This window comes from Paeniglutamicibacter sulfureus, assembly GCF_030512175.1.
GTDB classification, from domain to species: domain Bacteria; phylum Actinomycetota; class Actinomycetes; order Actinomycetales; family Micrococcaceae; genus Paeniglutamicibacter; species Paeniglutamicibacter sulfureus.
The window spans coordinates 448,076-469,277 of sequence record NZ_JAULBL010000001.1 but is presented as its reverse complement, the minus strand read 5'-3'; the positions used below and the strand labels follow the sequence as shown (position 1 = coordinate 469,277).

18 protein-coding genes and 2 tRNA genes are annotated in these 21,202 nt (G+C 64.4%); 18 read left to right on the top strand and 2 right to left on the bottom strand.

Translation table 11 applies throughout. From position 1 onward, the window contains the following. Positions 1–12 precede the first annotated feature (12 nt). A complete protein-coding gene (locus tag Q2T94_RS02080; protein WP_302262703.1) occupies positions 13–240 on the bottom strand; it encodes an RNA-binding S4 domain-containing protein in 228 nt (75 codons plus the stop codon). Between the two features lie 144 nt (positions 241–384). On the opposite strand from Q2T94_RS02080, the gene Q2T94_RS02075 reads away from it, so the two are divergent. The 7 genes from Q2T94_RS02075 to Q2T94_RS02045 all read left to right on the top strand — a co-directional run bounded on the left by Q2T94_RS02075 (position 385) and on the right by Q2T94_RS02045 (position 7,681). Beyond that, entirely contained in the window at positions 385–1,365 is a 981-nt protein-coding gene (locus tag Q2T94_RS02075) for a DMT family transporter (RefSeq protein WP_302262702.1), read from the top strand. Beyond that, positions 1,362–2,351 carry a DMT family transporter gene (locus Q2T94_RS02070; protein WP_302262701.1) on the top strand — a complete coding sequence of 330 codons (990 nt, stop codon included), beginning with the start codon at positions 1,362–1,364 and terminating at the stop codon, positions 2,349–2,351. Before Q2T94_RS02075 ends, Q2T94_RS02070 begins: the two co-directional genes overlap by 4 nt. 177 nt (positions 2,352–2,528) lie before the next feature. After that, the gene (locus Q2T94_RS02065) at positions 2,529–3,122 is read left to right on the top strand and encodes a carboxymuconolactone decarboxylase family protein (RefSeq protein ID WP_302262700.1); all 594 of its coding nucleotides are present in this window, start codon (positions 2,529–2,531) and stop codon (positions 3,120–3,122) included. 238 nt (positions 3,123–3,360) lie between these two features. Continuing rightward, the gene (locus Q2T94_RS02060) at positions 3,361–4,746 is read left to right on the top strand and encodes a glycine--tRNA ligase (protein ID WP_264268127.1); all 1,386 of its coding nucleotides are present in this window, start codon (positions 3,361–3,363) and stop codon (positions 4,744–4,746) included. A 4-nt stretch (positions 4,747–4,750) separates the two neighbouring features. Beyond that, positions 4,751–5,668, top strand: coding sequence for a GNAT family N-acetyltransferase (locus Q2T94_RS02055; RefSeq protein ID WP_302262699.1), 918 nt, complete (start codon positions 4,751–4,753; stop codon positions 5,666–5,668). Positions 5,669–5,877: 209 nt separating this feature from the next. Next, positions 5,878–6,312: a GntR family transcriptional regulator gene (locus Q2T94_RS02050; RefSeq protein ID WP_302262698.1), complete on the top strand. Its 435-nt coding sequence runs from the start codon at positions 5,878–5,880 to the stop codon at positions 6,310–6,312. 124 nt (positions 6,313–6,436) lie between these two features. Beyond that, a complete protein-coding gene (locus Q2T94_RS02045) occupies positions 6,437–7,681 on the top strand; it encodes a hypothetical protein (RefSeq protein ID WP_302262697.1) in 1,245 nt (414 codons plus the stop codon). 79 nt (positions 7,682–7,760) lie between these two features. Here Q2T94_RS02045 and Q2T94_RS02040 read toward each other — a convergent pair whose 3' ends face one another. Then, positions 7,761–8,774 carry an LLM class flavin-dependent oxidoreductase gene (locus tag Q2T94_RS02040; protein WP_302262696.1) on the bottom strand — a complete coding sequence of 338 codons (1,014 nt, stop codon included), beginning with the start codon at positions 8,772–8,774 and terminating at the stop codon, positions 7,761–7,763. Positions 8,775–8,903: 129 nt separating this feature from the next. On the opposite strand from Q2T94_RS02040, the gene dusB reads away from it, so the two are divergent. The 11 genes from dusB (at position 8,904) to Q2T94_RS01985 (ending at position 21,197) form a co-directional block, all read left to right on the top strand. Beyond that, positions 8,904–10,100 carry a tRNA dihydrouridine synthase DusB gene (gene dusB / locus Q2T94_RS02035; RefSeq protein ID WP_302262695.1) on the top strand — a complete coding sequence of 399 codons (1,197 nt, stop codon included), beginning with the start codon at positions 8,904–8,906 and terminating at the stop codon, positions 10,098–10,100. Positions 10,101–10,108: 8 nt separating this feature from the next. After that, positions 10,109–11,392: a deoxyguanosinetriphosphate triphosphohydrolase gene (locus Q2T94_RS02030; RefSeq protein ID WP_264268121.1), complete on the top strand. Its 1,284-nt coding sequence runs from the start codon at positions 10,109–10,111 to the stop codon at positions 11,390–11,392. A gap of 72 nt (positions 11,393–11,464) precedes the next feature. Then, complete coding sequence (gene dnaG, locus Q2T94_RS02025) at positions 11,465–13,342, top strand: DNA primase (RefSeq protein ID WP_302262694.1); 1,878 nt, start codon at positions 11,465–11,467, stop codon at positions 13,340–13,342. A gap of 67 nt (positions 13,343–13,409) precedes the next feature. Next, positions 13,410–13,485: transfer RNA gene (locus tag Q2T94_RS02020), tRNA-Asn, on the top strand. Between the two features lie 236 nt (positions 13,486–13,721). Beyond that, the gene (locus tag Q2T94_RS02015; protein WP_302262693.1) at positions 13,722–15,146 is read left to right on the top strand and encodes a lipase maturation factor family protein; all 1,425 of its coding nucleotides are present in this window, start codon (positions 13,722–13,724) and stop codon (positions 15,144–15,146) included. Positions 15,147–15,348: 202 nt separating this feature from the next. Then, positions 15,349–17,031 carry an ABC-F family ATP-binding cassette domain-containing protein gene (locus Q2T94_RS02010; protein ID WP_302262692.1) on the top strand — a complete coding sequence of 561 codons (1,683 nt, stop codon included), beginning with the start codon at positions 15,349–15,351 and terminating at the stop codon, positions 17,029–17,031. Between the two features lie 89 nt (positions 17,032–17,120). After that, positions 17,121–17,193: transfer RNA gene (locus tag Q2T94_RS02005), tRNA-Asn, on the top strand. A gap of 162 nt (positions 17,194–17,355) precedes the next feature. Beyond that, on the top strand, positions 17,356–18,237 hold the full coding sequence (locus Q2T94_RS02000; RefSeq protein ID WP_302262691.1) for a phage holin family protein: 882 nt from the start codon (positions 17,356–17,358) through the stop codon (positions 18,235–18,237). A gap of 129 nt (positions 18,238–18,366) precedes the next feature. Continuing rightward, complete coding sequence (locus tag Q2T94_RS01995; protein ID WP_310288794.1) at positions 18,367–19,020, top strand: CDP-alcohol phosphatidyltransferase family protein; 654 nt, start codon at positions 18,367–18,369, stop codon at positions 19,018–19,020. Further along, positions 19,008–19,919: a DMT family transporter gene (locus Q2T94_RS01990; protein ID WP_264268116.1), complete on the top strand. Its 912-nt coding sequence runs from the start codon at positions 19,008–19,010 to the stop codon at positions 19,917–19,919. Before Q2T94_RS01995 ends, Q2T94_RS01990 begins: the two co-directional genes overlap by 13 nt. A gap of 90 nt (positions 19,920–20,009) precedes the next feature. Further along, complete coding sequence (locus Q2T94_RS01985) at positions 20,010–21,197, top strand: glycosyltransferase (protein ID WP_302262690.1); 1,188 nt, start codon at positions 20,010–20,012, stop codon at positions 21,195–21,197. Positions 21,198–21,202 lie beyond the last annotated feature (5 nt).

The window sequence follows — 21,202 nt, the reverse complement described above, 5'->3', positions numbered from 1 at the left end:
GGCGGACTATTGCTAGGCGGACTCCACGCGGACGGACTCGCCGTTGACGGTTACGGTGTCGCCATTGCGGATCTGGGCGCCGCGGCGCGTCTCAATTTCGCCGTTGACCTTCACCAAGCCATCCTCGATCAGCTGCTTGGCGTGGAATCCGTCGTCGGCCAACGATGCCAGTTTCAGCAGTTGACCCAGTCGAATCGACTCGTCGCGGATTTGGATGGGGAATGTTTCGGAATTTGCCATGTATCCATCATGGCGCATCGTTCGACCGCATATGCACGAGGAGAGGATGCCAGGCGGGTTTTGTGGTGTTGGCGACATAATGGCGCTGTCTTGGGGGCTTCGCAGTAGGTTGCACTAGTAGGAAACCCGTCCCCAAGGAGATCAGTGGCACGCCCCGAATCGCAAGCACATGCAGTCCCCTTGGCGCTGGCCGCGTCGGCCGGGATGCTGATGCCCCTGCAGGCCTTGATCACTTCCGAGGGCGCAGGGTACCTCGGCGGGTACCTTTCAGCGGCTCTTCTCAGCGCGCTCACATCCCTGGCCTGTCTCTTGGTGGCGAGCGTGGCGATTCCCGGGGCCCGTGCGGGGTGGAGGAAATTCGGTTCCGTGTGGCGCGACCGCACCATCCCGAGGTGGTTCCTGCTGGCCGGACTGGTCGGCTCGTATTACATGGTTGCCCAGGCCATGAGCGTGGGCAGCATCGGCTTGGCCCTCTTCGCCGTCGCGGTTGTCGGAGCCAGGACACTGTCGAGCATCGTCATCGACATGATCGGGTTCAGCCCGGCCGGGAAGCAGCCGGTGACCCGCATCCGACTCCTTGGCGCGGGGCTCTTGGTCATTGGCGCGGTGATTGCCGCCTGGGGTACGGGAGCGCAGGCTGCCGAATCGCCCCAGGCTCTTATTGCCCTGGCCGTAGCTGCGGGGGCAGGACTCTTGGTCAGCTTCCAGCAATCCATGAACGGCCGTGCCGGGAAGGCCTATGGCTCCACCACCACCGCGACGGCAGTCAACTACTTGGCAGCCGCTGCCGGGTTGCTGGTGGCCATGGCACTCGCGGCCGTGCTGCGGATTGAATCCTTCGGATTCTCCCACGCGCCGCTGTGGTGGATGTACTTTGCCGGGCCGCTGGGCATCCTCTTCGTTGTCACGGGTGTCACCCTGGTTCCCCGGCTCGGTGCCCTGCTTTTGGGCATGGGGCTGGTGACGGGGCAATTGGTCGGTTCCCTCGTCATGGACCTAGTCATATCGCCCGAATTGGTTGGCGCCAACGAAATCGTCGGAACCCTTGTCACGCTGCTGGCGGTCCTGGTGGCCTCGTGGCAACCCAACGGGCGACCACGCTGGAAGGCACGGAAGTCATCATGATTTCATCCCCGGCTCACGCACCGCGCAAGGAACGCTCCCTGGCGCCGCTCTATGTGGCGACCGCCGTGGTGGCCGGGTTGGCGATGCCAATCCAGAGCCGCATCAACGGCGCCCTGGGACTCCGGCTGGGGGATCCGGTGGCCGCCTCGCTGGTCAGCTTCACCACCGGACTGATCGTGCTGGCCATCGCTTCGCTGCTATTGCCCGGTGCCCGCGCCGGGGCCATGGCGATCCCGCGCGCCCTGCGCGAGAAGCGCTTCCCCCTCTGGTACCTGGCCGCGGGCTGTGTCGGCGCGTTCGTGGTGATCTCCCAGACGTTGACGGTGCCGCTGCTGGGCGTCGCCCTGTTCACCGTCTCCATTGTCACGGGCCAGACCATGGGTTCGTTGCTGGTTGACGGCATTGGCTTCGGACCCGGCGGGCGGCGGCGCATCAGCACGCTCCGCGCGCTCGGCGCCGGATTGACCATTGTCGGAGTCGTCTGGGCCGTGAGCCCCAGGATGGGGTCGGCCGCGTCCATTGCCGCCTTGCTGCTGCCGATGGCCATACCGCTGGTGGTCGGCTTCCTCATGGGGTTCCAGTCCGCGGCCAATGGCGTCCAGGCGCAGGCCTACGGGACACCGGTGGCGGCAACGCTGGTGAACTTCTTCGTCGGCGGGGCCATGCTTGCGCTCCTGCTGCTGGTGCGCCTGCCGCTGGTCGGGCTTCCGGAGTCCCTGCCCGCCCAGTGGTGGTACTACCTGGGTGGCCCGCTGGGATGCCTGTTCATCGGGCTGTCGGCGTTTCTTGTCAGGCACCTGGGCGTGCTGCTGACCGGACTGGGCATGATCTGCGGCCAACTCGTGGGATCGCTGCTCATCGACGTTCTCGTTCCCGCGCCCGGAGCCGTGATCAACGGCGCGACGATCGCCGGGACGCTGTTGACGCTTGTAGCCGTCGCGCTGGCCTCGATCCCCTTTGGCAGAATGCTCCGGGCGCGGAAATAACCGCACCCGCCGTCACCCTGGCGGCGAGGGACCCGACAGGGGATGCCCGGAAACTTGGGGCATCGGCCCCATGTGCCTGCGGGCCAGACTGTCCTAGGATCGCGCCAACAGGGAAAACGGAACGGGCATGGAAGCGCGGCCGAATTCCTGTCGTTGGGAACCGGGAGGCGCCACGCCATGAGTATTCTTCACACCGCCGGCGAGGACGAGGCGCAGGGCGCCGTCGCCGCCGCGTATGCCGCCGACCGCTCCGCCCTGGGGTACGTCCCGAGCCACACCAAGGTCCTGGCCATTAATCCCGAGGCCTTCGAGGCATGGAAAGCCCTGCAGGGGTCGATCGCGAAATCCATGGGCATGCGCCGCTACGAACTGGTGACCCTGGCCGCGGCGCTGGGCATCGGGTCCCGGCATTGCCGTCTGGCCCACGGAAACAAGTCACTGAAGTGCTTCGATGAGCAGGAACTGCTGCGCATCGCCAGGGACTACCGCACCGCGGGCCTGGAGGACGCCGAGGTCGCCATGATGGACTTCGCCGTGAAGCTGAGTACCGATTCGGCCGCCATGGGGGAGGCCGATAGCCGGCGACTGCGCGATCTCGGCTTCTCCGACCGGGAAATCGTTGACATCACGCTGGCGGCGGCGGCCCGGAACTACCTCAGCCGGATCCTGCAGGCCCTGGACGTGGACGTCGACGTGCCGCCGACACTCAGCAAGGAAATGCGCGGCGCCCTGCTGGACCCGCTCGAGGCCCTCCCTGCCGTCGCCGACTGATCCGTCCCCGCCGACGGAGACCCTGCACCCGGAAGCCGCAGCCGGTGATTCGCTATGTGCACCCCGCGGCCGAAAGGGTCCCGGACCTCATCCGGTGCGGGAGTGCGGGGGTGGCCCGCATCATTGACCGTCGGCCACCGGGACGCTCGAACTTCACAACCCAAACACGTTAGGCTGGGCGAGTATGTTTTCGCCCAACGGACCGCAACCAGCGGCCTCGTGAACCATTGGAGTTGTTATGGCGCCTCAGTCCAAGCTCGATCAAGTCATCTCCCTCGCCAAACGGCGCGGCTTCGTCTTCCAGGCCGGTGAAATCTACGGCGGATCCCGCTCCGCATGGGACTACGGACCCCTGGGCACCGAACTGAAGGAAAACATCAAGCGCGAATGGTGGCAGACCTTTGTGCGCGGGCGCGAGGACATGGTGGGCTTGGATTCCTCCATCATCCTGCCCAAGGCCGTCTGGGAAGCCTCCGGCCACGTCGCCACCTTCACCGACCCGCTGGTCGAGTGCACCTCCTGCCACAAGCGCCACCGTGAGGACCACCTCATCGAGGCCTTCGTGGCCAAGAAGAAGCGCCAGCCGGTCGACGGCATGAGCGAAATCGCCTGCCCCGATTGCGGCACCAAGGGCCAGTTCACCGAACCCCAGCTCTTCTCCGGCCTGGTCAAGACGTTCCTGGGCCCGGTCGACTCGGCCGCCGGCATGCACTTTATGCGCCCGGAAACCGCTCAGGGCATCTTCGTGAACTTCAACAACGTGCTCACCGCTTCCCGCAAGAAGCCGCCGTTTGGCATCGGCCAGATCGGCAAGGCCTTCCGCAACGAGATCACGCCCGGAAACTTCATCTTCCGCACCCGCGAGTTCGAGCAGATGGAAATCGAGTTCTTCACCGCACCCGAGGACGCTCCGGCCTTCTTCGACAAGTGGGTCGAGGACTGCTGGGCCTGGTTCCTGGATTTGGGCATCAACGAGGAGAACCTGCGCCGCTTCGACGTCCCCGAGGACGAGCGCGCCCACTACTCGGCCGGCACCATCGACTTCGAGTACCGCTTCGGCTTCCAGGGTTCGGAATGGGGCGAGCTCATGGGTGTCGCCAACCGCACCGATTACGACCTGACCAGCCACTCCAAGGGCTCGGGCACCGAGCTGAGCTACTTCAACCAAGCCACCGGCGAACGCTACACCCCGTACGTGATCGAGCCGTCCTTCGGCCTGACCCGTTCGATGATGGCCTTCCTGGTCGACGCCTACGTCGAGGACGAGGCCCCGAACGCCAAGGGCGGGGTGGACAAGCGCACCGTGCTCAAGCTCGACCCGCGCCTGGCCCCGGTCAAGGCCGCCGTCCTGCCGCTCTCGCGCAACGAGGACCTGTCCCCGAAGGCCAAGGCGCTGGCCGCCGAGCTGCGCAAGACCTGGAACATCGACTTCGACGACGCGGGTGCCATTGGCCGCCGCTACCGCCGCCAGGATGAGATCGGCACCCCGTTCTGCATCACCGTGGACTTCGACACCCTCGAGGACCAGGCCGTGACCATCCGCGACCGCGACACCATGACCCAGGAACGCGTCGCCCTGGACAAGGTGCGCACCTACCTGTCCGAGCGCCTCAACGGAGCCTAGGACCATGTCGACACTCCAATTCCGGCCTTGGCGTGACGGGGACGACCTGGCGCTGCTGGAGATCTTCGGCGACCCGGCATCCCCGCATGCCCACCAGGACCGGACCATGTTCCGGAAAGATTCGAACGCGCCCTTCAGCCGGGCGCTGGTGGCCACCGACGAGGGGATCGCGGTCGCGGCGGGCGTGGTCTTCGCCTCGACGCTGCACCCGACGCGCCTGTGGCTCTACGTCGAGGTGGCGCGCGAACACCGGCGCACCGGGGTGGGCACCGAGCTGGTGGCGCGCTTGCGCGCCCTGCTGCCGCCGGGGCACCCGGCCGAGCTCAAGGCCCGCTACACCCGGACCGCCGGGACCGACGCGGTGGCTGCGGCCGGGTTCTGCGCGTCGCTGGGCATGAAGGAAATCCAGGTCGCCCGCGACGTGGTCGTCGAGCCCGGCGGATTGAAGCTGCCGTTGTTCGAGGACGACGGGCTGACCCTGGACGACATCGCCACCGGCAGCGTCGAGCTGACCCAGCTCGTCGTCAAGTTCTACAACGCGACCCATCACTGGGACCCGGCAAATATGACGCTGGGCAGTGCGCAGAAGATGCTGTTGGACGACGCGACCGGCGCCCAGGGCGTGATCGTGTTCCGCGACAAGCCCAAGGCCAAGGGCGGGAAAATCCTCACCTTTGCCATCAGCTACACCCCGGCGCGCGCCGATGCGCCCGCGGACGTGTTGCTGGGCTGGAACCCGGAGCTGGGCCTGGACGAGTCCGCGGAGCCGATCCGCGGGATGCTCGCCATGCTGGCGCACCAGTATCCGGTGAAGCTGGAGGTTGACGGTTCGATGGTGGTGCTCTCCTCGCTGGTTGACGCACTGGTTCGCGCCGACCATGCAACGGTCACCGCAACCACGCACATCGTGGCGACCGGGTAGCTTCACCGCAGCAACGTCGATGGCGTCGGATGCATCCCCTTGAGGGGGGGGAGCATCCGGCGCCATTGTCACGTTCGGGAGAAGTTTGGTTGCATCTTGTGTCAGGACCTTGACACAAGACGCAGCCCCCCTGTTGTATTGTCCCAGTGGTACAAGTGGACGGGGAGTTGCCCGTCCCGGATGCTTGGGGTGAAAGGTGGGGAACAGACATGGCGATTGCACATGAAGGCCGTGGTTCCCTCGAACCCGCGATTTTGCCGTCGGCGGGTCAACTGGATATCGGCACAGTTGCCGTCGACCCGGCCAGCCCCACGGGGCCGGCCGAACAAGTCCGCAGCCAACTCACCGCATTGATTCAAAGTGGTGTGCTGCCTGCCAACGCGAAGCTGCCCACCGTGCGCCAGCTCGCGGGGGACCTGCGTTTGGCCGCCGGCACGGTGGCCAAGGCCTACAAGGAATTGGAATCAGCGGGGTTGGTCCGCACCGGCCGGGCCGCCGGAACCCGGGTCAATCCGGGCCGGGGCCTGGCCGAACCGGCACTCGCCGAGGCACAGGTCTTTGCCCGGGCTGCCCGAACCGCGGGCCTGAGCCTCGAGCAGGCCCAGGGATTGCTGGCCGTGGGGTGGGATCGCACGGCCAATTGAGGATTTCGCATCATCTCCGCCACCACCTGCCGGCGTCCGCACGCCAGGTGTCGGGACATCGACACAGCGTCGAAGGCTGCGGATGACGGACCCCTGAGGGTCCCTGCGGAAGGTCGGATGAACGATGGAACTCTCAACGACGACGGTTCTTATTCTGGTTGCGGCAACAATCCTGTTGGTGGCCCTCCTCTGGGTCCTGATCCGCGCGGTGCCGCGCACCCGCGGGAAGCTGCGGGCGGAAACCTCTCGGCTCGATGTTCCCTCCCGGCGTGTGGCGGCAACGCTCCTGGCCGGATGGCGCACCGCCGCCGGCTGGGCGCTGGCGGCCGGCATTGCCGTCTATCTGGTGCTCCGCGTGGCGATGGAAGTGTGGGCCCGCGGGGTGGCAACGGCAGCGCATGCGCCGTATTTCGAGGAAACCGAAGAACACTTCCAGGGATTCATGGCATGTCAACGTTTGCCGGAGTCGAGCCCGGGGGCCACCGAGGCGGACGTGGAAAGATGCTACGACGCGTTGGGTGAAGCGCCCCTCGCCCCGCCGCAGGCCAATGACGCGTGGCCGCTCTTGCTGGGGTTGCTGGTGCCGTTGGTAGCGGTGATGATGACCCTGGGATTGCTGGCCCTGCTGGCCGCCCGGAGGAAGAACCCCGAGGCTGCGGGCGCCACGGCGGCATCGGCGCACGTGCAACCCCGTGGTTTCCTGAGCTTCGGGCCGCGCTGGGCCATGGCAATTCCCGCGGCCGCCGCATTGTTGCTGTGCGGATGGCTGGTGGCCACGGGGCTGGCCTCGAGCAAGGATGCCTACGGTCGGTTCACCAGGATGGTCGTCCAGCGAAACTCTGCCGCAGACGACCCCGAGGTCGGTTATGCCCTGCCGCTGACTCCCGGGCCGCAATCGGTCGATATCCACGGCTGGTTTTTTGGGGTTCCCATGATTGCCGCGGCACTAATTCTGCTGGTGATTGCCGTGCTGTTGCTGCGTTCGTTGGCCCAGGCCCCGCGGCCCAGGGATCCGAGCCTGTTCGGGGTCGATGACCTGGCCCGGAAGCTGAAGGCAAAATTCGTTGCCGGTGTGGCAGGTGCGGGAATGCTCGCGGCGCTTGCCCCGGTGGCAGTCCACACCGGTGGTGCCATGCTCACCGTGGCCGGCGACGTGCGCGCGGTCGGGGAGAACGTCGAATTCTTTTACCACGACACCATGCTCAGCGGCGCCTACAGCTACGTCGCCGGACTGCTGTTCACTGCCCTGGCCATCCTGATGCTGGTGCTGGCTGTTGGGGCGGCCGTTGAGCTGGTCGCTGCGCGAAAACTGGCCGTGGCACTTGCCCTGGACGAGGAAAAACAAGGCTCGGGTCCGGAATTCCGATAGGCCTTCGAATCAGGAGTGCGCTTGGCGTTCCGGTCCCCGGCTATGGGGGGCGGGACGCCAACTGGATGGGACAGGTCGACTACTTCTTCCAGCCCAGCTCGCGCGCGATGTTCGCGATCTCGGTCATCACGTGCGCGTTGTAGTCCACGCCGAGCTGGTTCGGCAGGGCGAAGAGCACGTAGTCGGCCTCGGTGATCGCGTCGTCGTCCAAGAACTGCTGCGCGACTTCCTCGGGGGAGCCGGCATAGGTGGGGCCCGAGCGGGCAACCGATCCGTCCAGCACGCCCACGGAGTCCCCGCGCTCGCGGCGCCCGAAGTAGATCTCGTCCGTGTCGGTGGTGATGGGGAACGCGCTGCGGGTCACCGCGGTCAGCCCGCCGGTGCTGTGTCCGCTGGCGGCATAGGCCTCCTTGTATTGGCGCAGCTGGTCGGCCTGCAGCACGTGGAAGGGCCGCCCGTCGTCCTGAAGCAGAAGCGTGGAAGAGAGCAGGTTCATGCCGACTTCGCCGGTCCACAGCCCCGATTCGATGGTCGCGGCACCCCACCAGATCCGGTTTTCCAGGCCCGGGGAGACCGGGTTGATCGGGAGCAATTGGTCCTGGTCGTGGTGGCGTTCGGGCATCGGGTGGGCCATGCCTTCCCCGGCGATGGCTGCGCGAAAGCGAGCCGCCCGTCGGCGCGTTTCATTCGCCCAGTTGTTCCCCGGTTCCAGGTCGTAGCCGAACTGGTGCTGCCCGTCGCGGGCGGATTCGGGCGAACCACGGCTGATGCCCAGCTGCAGGCGCCCATTGCTGATTGCGTCGGTGGCCCCGGCCATTTCGGCCATGTAGAGCGGGTTCTCGTAGCGCATGTCGATCACCCCGGTGCCGACCTCGAGCGTGGTGGTCTTCGCCGCCATGGCCGCCAGCAGCGGGAACGGGCTGGAGAGCGAATTGCCGAAGTGGTGCACCCGCATCCAGGCCCCGTCGAACCCGGATTCCTCGGCCGCGACCGCCAAGTCGATCATCTGGCGCACGGCATCGGCCCCGGTGGGCAGCGGGGAGTTGCTGGAACCTCCGGAGTGGCCGAAGGTCAGGAAAACGATCTTTTTCACGCCTTGTCCTTTGCATGCAAACGTATGTACTTTGGGTACAGCCTTGCGAGGCCACCCATTATTCCCGGTGTGATGCACAAGTTGGCGCCCGGCGCCCACGGATTTGGATCTATTTGAGAGAATGGGTTAGTGACTGCAATTTCCGACGTAACCCAGACCGGCGCGCCCTCGACGGCGAAACTTGAGCTGCCCCCGCTCCAGCTGGGAAAACACACCATTGACACTCCGGTGATCCTGGCCCCCATGGCCGGCATCACCAACAAGGCCTTCCGCCGGCTTTGCCGTGAATACGGTGGTGGCGTGTACGTCACCGAAATGGTCACCTCCCGCGCGCTGGTGGAACGCAATGCCGAGTCCATGCGCATCATCTCCCACGACCCGGACGAGGAACTGCGCTCGGTCCAGCTCTACGGCGTGGATCCCAAGACCGTCGGCGCCGCCGTGCGCCTGATCGTGGAGGAAGACCGCGCCGACCACATCGACCTGAACTTCGGCTGCCCGGTTCCCAAGGTCACCCGCAAGGGCGGGGGAGCGGCCCTTCCGTGGAAGACCGACTTGTTCACCTCCATCATCAAGGCGGCCACCACCGAGGCCGCCCGCGGGGACGTGCCCTTGACCATCAAGATGCGCAAGGGCATCAACGAGGACCACCTCACCTACATCGAATCGGGCAAGATCGCCCGAGACCACGGCGTTGCCGCGGTCGCCCTGCACGGGCGCACCGCCAGCCAGTACTACTCCGGCAAGGCCGACTGGGACGCCATCGCGCGCCTGCGCGAATCCCTCCCGGACATGCCGGTGCTGGGCAACGGCGACATCTGGAGCGCCGAGGACGCGGTGGCCATGGTCAAGCAGACCGGCATCGACGGCATCGTCGTGGGCCGCGGCTGCATGGGCCGCCCCTGGCTCTTCGGGGACCTGCAGGCAGCCTTCGAGGGCACCGACAAGCGCTACACCCCGGGCCTGGCCAAGGTCGCCGAGACCGTCTACCGCCACGCGGAACTGCTCACCGAGTACTTCGAGGACGAGTTCAAGGGCCTGCGCGACATCCGCAAGCACATGGCCTGGTACTTCAAGGGCTACCCGGTCGGCGGGGATATCCGCTCCGCCCTGGCCCAGGTGCCCACCCTCGAGGTGCTGCGCGAACTGCTGGACCAGCTGGATCTGTCCATGCCGTACCCCGGCAAGGACGCCGAGGGCCAGCGCGGACGCGCCGGATCCCCGAAGAAGACCCACCTGCCCGACGGCTGGCTTGCCACGCGCGAGATGGACGAGAAGCACAAGGCCATGATTTCCGCGGCCGAACTAGACGTTTCCGGCGGCTAAGGAGCCCAATGTTGCAGATTCCCGGCTACACCGAGGCGGACGAGGATCGATGGGTACCCGAACCGCCCAAGAAGGCGTACCGGACGGCGTTTGAGCGCGACCGCGCCCGGGTACTGCACTCCTCGGCGCTGCGCCGGCTGGGGGCCAAGACCCAGGTCGTGGCGCCCTCCTCCGACGACTTTGTCCGCACCCGGCTGACCCACTCCCTCGAAGTGGCCCAGGTGGGCCGCGAGCTCGGCGCCACCCTCGGCTGCGACCCGGACGTGGTGGACACCGCCTGTCTGGCCCACGACCTGGGCCACCCGCCCTTTGGCCACAACGGGGAGAAGGCGCTGAACGAGCTGGCCGGCGACATCGGCGGCTTTGAGGGCAACGCGCAGACCCTGCGACTGCTCACCCGGATCGAGACCAAGACCTTCAGGCACACCGGTGCCTCCGCCGGGCTGAACCTCACCCGCGCCTCGCTGGATGCCGCGTGCAAGTACCCGTGGCTGCGCGAAGACGCCCCGGAGAAGAACGGCAAGAAGACCTCCAAGTTCGGGGCGTACGTCGACGATGCCCCGGTCTTCGACTGGCTGCGCTCCGGCTCCGGCGCCCAACCTCGGCAAACCTGCATCGAGGCACAGGTCATGGACCTGGCCGATGACATCTCCTACTCGGTGCACGACGTCGAGGACGCCATCAACGCCGGACGCTTCCAGCTGCGCTGGATCAAGGACAAGGACCAGCGGGCCCGGGCGATCACCTTCACCCGGCAATGGTATTTGCCGCACGTCGAGGACGGCGTCATCGATGCCGCCTTCGCCCGGCTCGAGGCCACCAATGAATGGGTGCCGCACGCCGATGGCTCGCGCCGTTCCATGGCGGCACTGAAGGACATGACCAGCCAGTTCATCGGGCGCTTCTGCCAGTCGGCCATCGACGCCACCCGCGAGCAGTTCGGGCCGGGGGAGCTGACCCGCTTCAACGCCGCGCTCATCGTCCCCGAATCCACCGAACACGAGATCGCCGCGATGAAGGGCCTGGCCACCGCCTATGTGATGACCAGCGACGAACGCAAGCCCATCTATGCGCGGCAAAGCGAAATCCTCACCGAGCTGGTGGCCCTCCTGGCCGAGACCGGGGACAAGTACCTCGAGCCGCTCTTCGCGGCCGACTGGCGCGACGCCGCCGACGACGCGGGCCGGCTGCGCGTAGTCATCGACCAGGTGGCCTCGCTCACCGACGCCTCGGCCATCGAATGGCACGCCACCCTGGTGTTGGGCAAGAGCTTCAACGAACGGCTCTTCTAGGCCGGCAAGCCCGATCCACAGCCCGCAGCGGAACGGCGCATTCCATCCTCGAATCGTCACTAGACTGGGTGTATGGCAGGCCTGATTAAGCGTGAAGATATCGACGAAGTCCGCAACCGCACGGACATCAAGGAAGTCATCGACGGATATGTGACGCTGAAGTCCGCCGGTGTCGGCTCCTGGAAGGGCCTGTGCCCCTTCCACGACGAGCGTTCCCCGTCTTTCCACGTGCGCCCCCAGGTCGGTTCCTTCCACTGCTTCGGCTGCGGCGAGTCCGGCGACGTGATCGCCTTCCTGCAGAAGATGAACCACGGCACCTTCTCCGAGACCGTGGAGCAGTTGGCCGGCCGCGTCGGCATCGAACTGCACTACGAGGACGGGGGCACCGGCCCGCGCCGCGAGGAAACCGGCCGCCGCCAGCGACTGCTCGACGCCCACAAGATCTCCGAGGAGTTCTTCCGCGAACAACTCACCACCCCCGGAGCCGCGGCCGGGCAGAAATTCCTGTCCGAACGCGACTTCGACGCGGAGGCCGCAGCGCACTTCGGCGTCGGCTACGCGCCCCAGGGCTGGGACGCGCTGCTCAAGCACCTGCGTGGGCGTGGCTTCCAGGACGAGGAACTCAAGCTCACCGGCATCTTTTCCGAGGGCAACCGTGGCATCTACGACAGGTTCCGCGGTCGCCTGATCTGGCCCATCCGCGATCTCACCGGAGCCACCATCGGCTTCGGAGCGCGCAAGCTCTACGAGGACGACCAGGGGCCCAAGTACCTCAACACCCCCGAAACCCAGCTCTACAAGAAGTCCCAGGTCCTCTACGGTGTCGACTTGGCCAAGAAGGAAATTACCAAGACCCGCCAATTGGTCGTGGTCGAGGGCTACACCGACGTGATGGCCTGCCATCTTTCGGGCATCGGCACCGCGGTTGCCACCTGCGGCACCGCCTTTGGCACCGACCACATCAAGATTGCCCGGCGGCTCTTGCGTGACGACGGATCCGGCGGCGAAGTGGTCTTCACCTTCGACGGCGACGCCGCCGGCCAGAAGGCCGCCCTGCGCGCCTTCGAGGAAGACCAGAAATTCATCGCCCAGACCTACGTCGCCGTCGAGCCGACCGGAGCGGACCCGTGCGACCTGCGGCAGAAGCGCGGCCCGGAGGCGGTGCGCGAACTCATCGATTCCAAGCGCCCGCTCTTCGAATTCGCCATCAAGGCGGGATTGAAGAACTACAACCTGAATACCGTCGAGGGCCGGGTGCAGGCGCTGCGCGTCAGTGCCCCGATTGTTGCCGAGATCCGTGATTCGGCCATTCGCCCGGCCTACGCACGTGAACTTGCCGGTTGGCTCGGCATGGACATGGAGGACGTCAACCGGGCCGTGGGGGCCTCGGTGCGACGCAACCGGATGCCCAAGGCGGAGGAACCGGTCCGCGGAAGCGCCGGCCATGCGGCACCGGAGCAACCTGCCGCCCCGGTCTACTCCCGACCCGATCCGCGCGATCCGGTATCCCGGATGGAACGCGAGGCACTGGAAGTCGTGCTGCAGCAGCCGGCGCAGTTGACACCGGAGCAATGGCAGGCGTTCTATGACGCCCGCTTCATGGCCCCTGCCCATGCCGCGGTGCACGATGCCGTGCGCGCTGCCGGAATGGCAGGTGCCACCCCGTCGCAATGGGTCGAGGCCATCCGGCAGGAAGTCCCGGAACCCTTGCGATCATTTGTCTCCGAACTGGCAGTGACTCCGTTGCCTGCAAGCACCAGCGAGGCATTGCTGCGCTATTGCAATGACATCATCAATCGTCTCTTTGAGCTGCAAATCACACACTTGAAGGCGGAGAAGATGGGTGAGCTGCAACGTATGGATCCCGCGGGGGATCCGGAGGGCTTCCAGCGCATCAATCGCGAGCTGTTGGAGCTGGAATTGCGCCGCAGGGCACTGCGCCAGGACTAGTTGCAGCCGGGTGTGGGCGACGATTTTTGTTTTCCCGAAACCTTGTGTAGAGTATTTCTCGTTGCATTCCTCCGTAGCTCAATTGGCAGAGCATTCGACTGTTAATCGAAGGGTTACTGGTTCAAGTCCAGTCGGAGGAGCCAAAACAAAAGAATCCGTATTTTCGTCACAGAAAATGCGGATTCTTTTGCGTTAACCCACCAGGGCGGGAGGGTGCCATTGAGGACACTCCAAGGCGGCGTTGACGGGGATAACGACCCAGTGCGTTGCACCGGATTTGGCCCCGCTCAGTCTGGCAAGCAGACAGGCACGCGCTTCTCGCCTATGGCCCCGTTGGCAGGGCATGGCCGCCGTGTCCCGATGAATCTAAGCTGATGCCATGGAATGGCTGGCGGCGTACGACTACGGCATGGCCCGCGAAATCCTGCAACGCGGGGTTGCGCTGATCTACCTGATTGCCTTCATTTCCACCCTGAACCAGTTCCGGGCCCTTGCCGGCGAACGCGGCCTGCTGCCCGCGCCCCGGCTGCTTGGCGGACCCGGCGCCCCCCGTCCTACGATATTTAGCAGGATCGGGTACTCGGACCGGAAACTGGTGGCGGTGTGCGCCGCAGGGTGTGCCATTTCCGGGGTACTGGTGGTCGGGCTTCCCCAGGCTGGACCTCCGTGGCTGCCGCTTTTCGCCTTCCTTGCCCTCTGGGGCTTGTACATGTCGATCGTGAACGTGGGGCAGATTTTCTACGGTTTTGGCTGGGAAATGCTGCTATTGGAGGCCGGGTTCACGGTGGGCCTGCTCGGTTCCCGGCAGGTCCCGCCACCGCTAACCATTCTGTTGCTGATCGCCTGGCTGGTGTTCCGGCTGGAGTTTGGAGCGGGCATGATCAAGTGGCGTGGGGACCCGGCCTGGAGAAACCTCACGGCCATGTACTACCACCACCAAACACAGCCGATGCCCGGGCCGTTCAGCCGCCGGGCCCACCTGGCCCCAAAATGGTGGCACCGCTGCGAGGCGGCGGGCAACCACGGCGCCCAACTGGCGATCCCGTTCCTGCTGTTTGCGCCCCAGTCACTGGCCTCCATCGCGGCGGGCATCATCATTGCCACCCAGCTGTGGCTGGTGGCCACCGGCAACTTCGCGTGGCTGAACTGGATCACCATCGTGCTGGCTTTCTGCCGGGTCAGCGACCCGGTGCTGCGACGGCTCTTCCCCTGGCTGCCACCCGAAAGCAGCGCGCGAGCGGAGGCACCCATCTGGTGGACCGTGATCGTGCTGATCGGCACGCTGCTGTTGGCCGTGCTCTCCGTTCCAGCGCTGCGCAACCTGTTCTCATCCGATCAGCGCATGAATGCGGCCTTCAACCGATGGCAATTGGGAAACGCCTACGGTGCCTTCGGCTCGGTCACCAGGGAGCGGATCGAAGTCGTCATCGAGGGCACCGAGGACGAATCACCTGTCGAGGCCACCTGGCTAGAGTATGGGTTCAAGGGGAAACCGGGGGACGTTTCCAAGAGACCGCGCCAATTCGCGCCCTATCATCTGCGCTTGGACTGGATGATGTGGTTCCTGCCGCTGGGATCCTTGAACCAGCGCTGGTTCCATGCGCTCGTGGTCAGGTTGCTGGAGGCCGATGCCCGGACTCTGGCACTGTTGGGCCATGTCCCGTTTTCCGGCAGGAAGCCGCGCTTCATCCGAGTACTGACCTATCGCTATCGTTTCGCGACCGATGCCCAGCGCAGGGACACCGGAGCCCATTGGGTGCGCGATAGGCGGCAGCTGGAGTTCGGTCCGCTCGAACTTCAATAACCGGCCGCAACCGGTTCGCGACTTCACTGACAACTCGCGCCACGGATTCGACAAAGTTCGGTGCGCGACACCGGGTACAAGTGGCCGGCATCCGCCCAGTGCACGACTACGGGGAACACGCTGGACTACACCGGGGGACCTTGCCGGGGTCTCGGGGTGCCCCCGGTGGGGCTCCAGGCCGGGACATCAGTAGGATGGGAAGGTGGCTCATATCGACGTATCCGACATCCATTACTTCCTCTCCGACGGAACCCAACTCCTGGGTGGCGTGACCTTCAAGGTCACCTCGGGATCAAAGACCGCTCTGATCGGCCCCAACGGCGCGGGAAAGACGACGCTCTTCAAGATCATTGCCGGGGACCTGAAATCGGATGAGGGTGCTGTCAGTCGATCCGGGGGCATGGGCATCATGCGGCAGTTTGTTGGCCAGGTGCGCGACGAGTCCACCGTGCGCGACTTGCTGGTTTCCACGGCTTCGGCGGACCTGGCGGCAGCTGCGAAGGCCGTGGATGAAACCGAGCTGCTCATGATGGAATCCGACGACGAGAAAATCCAGATGCGCTATGCCCAGGCCATCATCGACTGGGGAGATGCCGGCGGCTACGAACTGGAAACCGCGTGGGACAAGGTCTGCATGGCGGCGCTCGGCGTGCCCTTCGACCGTGCCGCCCACCGCCTGGCATCAACACTTTCCGGCGGCGAGCAAAAGCGGCTGGTCCTTGAGGCCCTCTTCGAAGGCCCTGACGAGCTGTTGCTGCTTGACGAGCCCGATAACTACCTCGACGTCCCGGGCAAGCGCTGGCTCGAAGCCAGGCTCAACGCCTCGCCGAAGACCGTCCTGTTCATCAGTCACGACCGCGAACTGCTGAACAACGCAGCCAACCGCATCGTCACCCTCGAACCCGGCCACTCCGGCGCCACGGCCTGGATCCACGGCGGCGCGTTCGGTTCCTACGTCGACGCACGGCGCGAACGCAACGAACGCTTCGAGGAACTGCGCAAGCGGTGGGACGAGGAGCACGCCAAGCTCAAGGAGCTGGTGAACATGTACAAGAACAAGGCCGCCTTCCGCTCGGACATGGCCAACCGGTACCACGCCGCCCAAACGCGCCTTGCCAAGTTTCTCGAGGCCGGTCCGCCCCAGGCCATCCCTCTTGAACAAAACGTCAACATGCGGCTCAAGGGCGGGCGAACGGCCAAGCGCGCCATTGTCGCTGAGAAGCTTGAGCTCACCGGGCTGATGAAACCCTTCAGCAACGAGATCTGGTTCGGGGACCGCGTGGCGATCCTGGGCTCGAACGGTTCGGGCAAGTCCCACTTCCTGCGGCTGTTGGCCTCGGGCGGAACCGACCCGGAACGCGAACACCTGCCGGTCTCGGAGGTCGAGATTGCCGAGGTCCCGCACAACGGAACGGTGAAGCTTGGGGCACGCATCCGTCCCGGGTTCTTTGCCCAGACCCACAGCCGACCCGACCTCCTGGGCAGGACGTTGCTGGACATCCTGCATCGAGGCGACGAACACCGCTCGGGCATGGCCAGGGAAGCGGCCTCCGGAGCGCTTGACGGTTACGGCCTGGCCGGCCAAGCGGAGCAGAAATACGATTCCCTCTCCGGCGGACAGCAGGCACGATTCCAGATCCTTCTGTTGCAGCTTTCCGGGGCAACCTTGCTGCTGCTTGACGAGCCGACCGACAACCTTGACCTGCATTCGGGGGAGGCGCTGGAGAGGGCCATCGAATCGTTCGTCGGTACCGTGCTGGCGGTGACCCACGACCGCTGGTTTGCCAGGTCATTCGACCGGTTCCTGGTCTTCGGTTCCGATGGAAAGGTCTACGAGTCAGCGGAACCGGTCTGGGACGAGAAGCGGGTACAGCGCCAGCGGTAGTGGGGACCTGCTCCGGGCGTGCGGGCTGATCAACCAGCTTTCGATTTGGGGTTCCAATCGGCGCTCTGGTAGTGTTTTACCTGCTTCATTCCTCCGTAGCTCAATTGGCAGAGCATTCGACTGTTAATCGAAGGGTTACTGGTTCAAGTCCAGTCGGAGGAGCGCACATAGGAAACCCCGTTCTCCATTGGAGGGCGGGGATTTCTTGTCTCAAGTCGATCTCATACCCTGGGTGTACCCCTGCAGGTTGAGCCGTTTAGGCACGTCCGGGTGATAGTTTTGGGTTGAGCGGCCCGGGCCTAGGCCGCATGAAACGGAGAGACCATGTCTGGATCGGAATCGACTGGAAACCAATACCAGTCAACGCCACTAACCATCAAGGGACAGGTAAGCGGACTTAGCCACCTGATCCCGAACCAGGTGGCTGACGAAGCACGCATCGCCGCCATCGTCCTGAAGTCAAAGGGCATTGGCGTTGGCATTGCTGCAGGTGCCGGTATCGTGGCCCTGGCCTTGCTGGCCTTCATGATAATTGCCTTGGTCGTGGCCCTGATCATGGGAATCGGAACGGTCATTGAACCTTGGCTGGCAGCACTGCTTGTCGCTGCCGGATTCCTCGTTCTGGCACTGATCCTTGCCGCATTCGCCTTCTTCAAGTTCAAGAAGACCATGCCGCTGCTGCCTGACGAAGCAATTCGCGGGATCCGGCACGACCTTGGCGTGGTCAAGGACGGCAGCGCCTTCGATGTTTCGACGCTTGACGAGCCGAAACCGTCCAAGAAGAAGGACGAGCAGGACGAGAAGGAAGCCAAGAAGGACGATCACGAGGCAAAAGCCGAGAAGCCTACGCACAACGAACTGATCATCCGCACCCGGGAACGTCGCGAAAAGATTGCCTTGCACCGCGACGGCCTGGGACAAAAACTCGAGGTGCCACTCCACCTTGGAGAAAAATTCTCCGGCGCGGGACAAGCCGCCGGCGACGCGGTGTCCAAGGCCGCCGGCCAAGCCAGGCACCTGGCGGACACCGCATCGGGGAAGTTTTCCGAAGGCATGGAGCGGGCAACCGAAAAGGTGGGATCCCTCAGCGGTTTTGAAGGCGAAAACACCAAGGAGGCCCTGCGCGAGCGGTGGCAACCCTTGGCGATCATGGCCGGCTCGGTGACGATGTTCTTTATCTTCCTGCGCAAGCTACTGAGCAAGTAATCAATAACCCGGTGCGGCCAGGCTGAAAACCCTGAACAGCCGCACCACCGGTCACGACTCCCGTCGATCAACCCGATCAGGGGACGGGGAAGCGCGAACTACATGCCACGTGAATAGTCCCACCAGTCCATGAGCACAGAACAGACCATGAAAGAGGAGGGCATGCGCATTTTTGGAGCGGGGACACGCGACAACTTTGAATACCGCGAGCTCGCCACCTTCTGGACGGTGCCGAACCTGATTACTGTTCTCAGGTTCCTTCTGGTGCCGGTGTTCGTCTGGCAGACGCTCACCATGCATTACGGCTGGGCTACGCTCACGTTGGCAATCCTGGGTTCCTCCGACTGGATCGATGGATTTGCGGCCCGCCGCCTCGATCAGATCTCAACCGTTGGCAAGTGGCTGGATCCCGTGGCTGACAGGCTGGCGCTGATTGTTGTCGCCACGACCTTTGTGTCGACAGGAATAGCCCCGGCATGGCTGGTTTTTTCCATCGTGGTTCCCGATGCCGTCTTGATCATCAACGCATGGGTGCTCTTTCGGGGCAATCCCAATCTGCCGGTGAGCAACCTCGGAAAGTTCCGTACCGCGTTGCTTTTGGTCGGGACTCCGTTGCTGCTGCTGGGAAACACGGATTGGGGCAAGGGAAGCATTCTGGGGGACATCGCGACTTGGGCACTGGCGCTGGCCTGCGTACTTCACGTGATTGCTGCGATGCAGTATTTTGTACAGGCGCGGAGCAAGGCCAGGGCACTGAGGTCGGGAACTGAATGGTCTGGCTAGCGGTCACGGCGGCGATTGCCGGGGCATTCTTTCTGGCCTTTGGCACGCAGCGACAATCCAGTGCGGTGCGCGCCAGCGCCGGCGGACTGGATGTGACCGGATGGGGGATGCTTCGTCTTTTTAGGACTCCCCGCTGGGTCCTGGGCTTGGTCCTGCTCGCCATGGGGATGAGCCTGAATGTCTATGCCTTGGCGAGCGCTCCATTGACCGTGGTCCAGCCCATCGGTGCAATTGCGCTGGTCATCACCACGGTGGTCAATGCCCGCGAGCACCACATCAAGATGAATCGGCCCACGATCCTGGCGATCATTGCCTGCATGGTGGGAAGTGCGGCCTTCGTCTTCCTGGCCATCGAGGTCAGTGCCGAGGAGCACAAGATCACGAGCGGGCAGGAACTGCTGACCATCCTGATCCTGGCGATCGCCGTTGCCGTTTTCGGCGGGGCCGTTGTGGTCTTCCCACATAGACTCGGCGCGTTCTTCTACATACTGGGTGCCGGGGTCCTCTTCGGGTTCGTGGCGGTGCTGGTGCGCACCATTTCCGTGTCGCTGCTCGATCCAAACGGGCGGTTCCTGGCCAACGTTTCGTGGTACTCGATCCTGGCGGTGGTGGTTGCCGGCCTGCTCGGTTCCTACTTCGTGCAAAACGCATATTCGAAGGGCCCGCCGGACCTGGTCATTGCCGGACTGACGGTGATCGACCCCATCGTCGGGATCTCCATCGGCATCGCGATCCTGGGTGAGCTGGATCCCAATGTCCAACCCGCCATCGCGCTAAGCATGGTCGGTGCCGGTTGCATTGCTATCGTAGGGGTGATCGCCTTGTCGCGACATCACCCGGACGTGCTTGAACGCAAGGCCGAAGCCAGACGGCGGACCAAGGTCACCGATGGCAAATAGAGCTTGCCGTAGTCCTGCAATTGCCCAACAAGACAATGAAACGACAACCGTGGCCTCGATAGCGGTCATGTCAAGGAGTGAACGCACCACGTGACGGGCGAGAAACCATTGAAAATCGTGATTGCGGCGGATACCTATCATCCGGACGTCAACGGCGCAGCAGTCTTTTGCTATCGACTGGCCACCGCCATGACAGAGCGCGGGCACGAGGTGCACGTCATGGCCACCCGGCCGGACAAGGGGCCCACTGTCACCGAGGTCCTGCCCGAAGCCACCGTTCACCGGCTGCGGTCGCATGCCGTGCCGACGCATGAATACTTCCGTATTTGCTTCCCCTGGGAAGTCAACCCGGAGATCAAGCAGCTGCTCGACGAGATCAAGCCGGACGTGGTCCACGCTCAATGCCACTACATGATCGGCCAAGGCGCCCTGGCCTTTGCCAATAAACGCGGTAGCCGAACCGTGGCAACGAACCACTTCATGCCGGAAAACCTGGACCCGTTCCTGCCTTTTCCCCAGTGGTTCAAGAAGATCGTGGCGCGGAACTCTTGGCGCGACATGGGCAAGATCATGGGCAAGGCGAATGTTGTCACCACGCCGACGCCGCTGGCTGCCCGTGCGATGACCCAGTATGCGCGCTTGGACAAGGTCTTGCCGCTGTCCAACGGGATCGACTCCAGCAACTATGAGCTTGGCGCAGCGGAGTCGATCGACCGGAATCCATATCCCACGATCCTATTCGTGGGCAGGCTGGCGGTTGAGAAGAACGTCAACGAACTCATTGAGGCGCTGACTTTGATGAAGACGGTCCCCGATGCCCACCTTGAGGTCATCGGCGGTGGCGAGCAGCGCGCGCCGTTGGAAAAGCTTGCCCGTGAAAAGGGGGTTGCGAGCCGCGTGCACTTCCTGGGCCATGTCGACGACGAAGAACTGCGCAGAGCGTACCTGCGCTGCGATGTGTTCTGCCAGCCCGGAACCGCTGAGCTCCAGTCCCTGGTGACCCTGGAGGCGCTCTCGGCGTCCAAGCCCGTGGTGTTGGCCAATGCGATGGCCTTGCCGCACCTTGTTGATGACGGAGTCAACGGTTACCTATTCGAGCCGGGGGACCTGGCTGGACTGGCTGGCAAGCTGGATTCGATCCTGGGCATGACAGCTGCGGAGCAGGCGGTGATGGGCAAAGCAGGCCATGCCAAGGCAGCCCTGCACAGCCACAGCAAGACCATGGACACCTTCGAGGCGATCTATCGCGGTGCCGTCGCGGAGGATTTTCTTCCCTGATACTG

What these genes read in the sequence shown, in the direction of transcription:
- Q2T94_RS02080 (WP_302262703.1), bottom strand. Translation starts at nt 240, where the DNA reads ATGGCAAATTCCGAAACATTCCCCATCCAAATCCGCGACGAGTCGATT.
- Q2T94_RS02070 (WP_302262701.1), top strand. Translation starts at nt 1,362, where the DNA reads ATGATTTCATCCCCGGCTCACGCACCGCGCAAGGAACGCTCCCTGGCG.
- Q2T94_RS02065 (WP_302262700.1), top strand. Translation starts at nt 2,529, where the DNA reads ATGAGTATTCTTCACACCGCCGGCGAGGACGAGGCGCAGGGCGCCGTC.
- Q2T94_RS02060 (WP_264268127.1), top strand. Translation starts at nt 3,361, where the DNA reads ATGGCGCCTCAGTCCAAGCTCGATCAAGTCATCTCCCTCGCCAAACGG.
- Q2T94_RS02055 (WP_302262699.1), top strand. Translation starts at nt 4,751, where the DNA reads ATGTCGACACTCCAATTCCGGCCTTGGCGTGACGGGGACGACCTGGCG.
- Q2T94_RS02050 (WP_302262698.1), top strand. Translation starts at nt 5,878, where the DNA reads ATGGCGATTGCACATGAAGGCCGTGGTTCCCTCGAACCCGCGATTTTG.
- Q2T94_RS02045 (WP_302262697.1), top strand. Translation starts at nt 6,437, where the DNA reads ATGGAACTCTCAACGACGACGGTTCTTATTCTGGTTGCGGCAACAATC.
- Q2T94_RS02030 (WP_264268121.1), top strand. Translation starts at nt 10,109, where the DNA reads ATGTTGCAGATTCCCGGCTACACCGAGGCGGACGAGGATCGATGGGTA.
- dnaG (WP_302262694.1), top strand. Translation starts at nt 11,465, where the DNA reads ATGGCAGGCCTGATTAAGCGTGAAGATATCGACGAAGTCCGCAACCGC.
- Q2T94_RS02015 (WP_302262693.1), top strand. Translation starts at nt 13,722, where the DNA reads ATGGAATGGCTGGCGGCGTACGACTACGGCATGGCCCGCGAAATCCTG.
- Q2T94_RS02000 (WP_302262691.1), top strand. Translation starts at nt 17,356, where the DNA reads ATGTCTGGATCGGAATCGACTGGAAACCAATACCAGTCAACGCCACTA.
- Q2T94_RS01995 (WP_310288794.1), top strand. Translation starts at nt 18,367, where the DNA reads ATGAGCACAGAACAGACCATGAAAGAGGAGGGCATGCGCATTTTTGGA.
- Q2T94_RS01990 (WP_264268116.1), top strand. Translation starts at nt 19,008, where the DNA reads ATGGTCTGGCTAGCGGTCACGGCGGCGATTGCCGGGGCATTCTTTCTG.